Origin of the sequence: Streptomyces fuscigenes (assembly GCF_021556455.1) — a bacterium.
In the GTDB taxonomy this organism is placed as follows: domain Bacteria; phylum Actinomycetota; class Actinomycetes; order Streptomycetales; family Streptomycetaceae; genus Streptomyces; species Streptomyces fuscigenes.
Window position 1 is genome coordinate 1 of the sequence record NZ_JAKGCV010000741.1, and the last position, 1,521, is coordinate 1,521.

A 1,521-nucleotide genomic window follows, 5' to 3' on the forward strand; every position below is an offset into this window, starting at 1 on the left:
CCGGGCCGCTGCGTGCCGCAGGCCGCGAGCGGGACGGCCGCGAGGGCCGCCACCACCGCCACCGCGACGCCCCGACCGGTCCTGCCGCGCCCCGTACCTCCGTACACGCCCTCTGCCATGCCGCCCGCCTCCCCGTCTTCGCCCCTCGGGCCCGGTCTCCCCGCGCCCCGCCGGGTCGCGTCGCGCCCCGCCGGCCGGGCCCACGCTACGGGCCGCCGGGCTCGCTCGTCGTGAGTGCCCGTACTCATGATCCGATCCCGCGAAGGGGGCCCGGCAGGTACGGCCGGCCCGCGGCGCGCGGGGGGACGGGCCGTCTCCGGGCAGGCACCACGGCGGCCCGGGGTCCGCGGGCCCCGGGCCGGTGCCCGTGCTGTGCGCGAGCCGTGACGCGACTAGGGTCGAAGCAGGGCTTTCCCCGGCATTCGCGCCGGGGCCGCCCGGAGCGGCGAGGAGGCCGGAGCACGCGCGGCGTGCAGGCACGAGCGGGAGCGCGAGGTGACGTCATGGCCACGCTGGTGTCCGTCAACGTGGGTCTGCCCAAGGACGTGGCGTGGCACGGCCGGACCGTCCACACCGGCATCTACAAGAGTCCCGTCGCGGGGCCCGCCATGGTGCGCCGCCTGAACATCGACGGGGACGGCCAGGGCGACCTGGCGGGCCACGGCGGCGAGATGCGGGCCGTGATGGTGTATCAGCTGGACTCCTACCGGTACTGGGCGAAGGAGCTGGGCCGCGACGACCTGGGGCCCGGCGGGTTCGGCGAGAACTTCACGGTGGACGGGCTGCCCGACGACGAGGTGTGCGTCGGCGACCGCTACCGCATCGGCGGGGCCGTCTTCGAGGTCTCCCAGCCCCGGGTCACCTGCTACCGGGTCGGCCTCCGCCTCGGCGAGCCGCGCATGCCCGCCCTGCTCGTCTCCCACCGCCGCCCCGGCTTCTACCTGCGGGTCATCGAGGAGGGCGAGGTCGAGGCGGGCCAGGAGATCGTGAAGATCGACTCCGGTCCCGGCGAGATGTCCGTGGCCGAGGTCGACGGCCTGCTCTACCTGCCGGGCCATTCCCGCGAGCGGCTGCGCAGGGCCCTGCGCATCGACGCGCTGAGCCCCGGCTGGCAGCAGTCGTTCCGGACCATGCTGGAGGAGGGCGGGACGAGCGGCGCGCCCGCGGCGCCCCCGGGACCCGCCTGGCCGGGCTTCCGGCGCCTCCGGGTCGTCCGCGAGCAGAGGGAGAGCCGCAGCGTCCTGTCGCTGTGGCTCGCGGCCGAGGACGGCTCCGCCCTCCCGGCCGCCCGGCCCGGGCAGTACCTCACCGTGCGCCTCGACACGGCCCCCGCGCCGGCCGGGGGGTCCGGAGCGGATTCCGGCGGGGGCTCCACCGGAACGTCCGGCGGGGACTCCGCCACGGATTCCGGCGGGACGAGCGACCGGGCCGCTCCCGGGGCGACCGCGGCCGCTCCGGGAGGAGACGGAACCGCCGGAGCGGCGCGGGGCGACGGCCCGGAAACGGGAGAAGCGGCACGGA

1 protein-coding gene is annotated in these 1,521 nt (G+C 77.3%); it reads left to right on the forward strand.

Annotated features, from left to right (window positions below; translation table 11 throughout):
* Positions 1-503: 503 nt before the first annotated feature.
* Positions 504-1,521, forward strand: a 1,018-nt coding sequence (locus L1885_RS28240) for an MOSC domain-containing protein (protein ID WP_235799985.1), incomplete at its 3' end; no start/stop codon positions are given.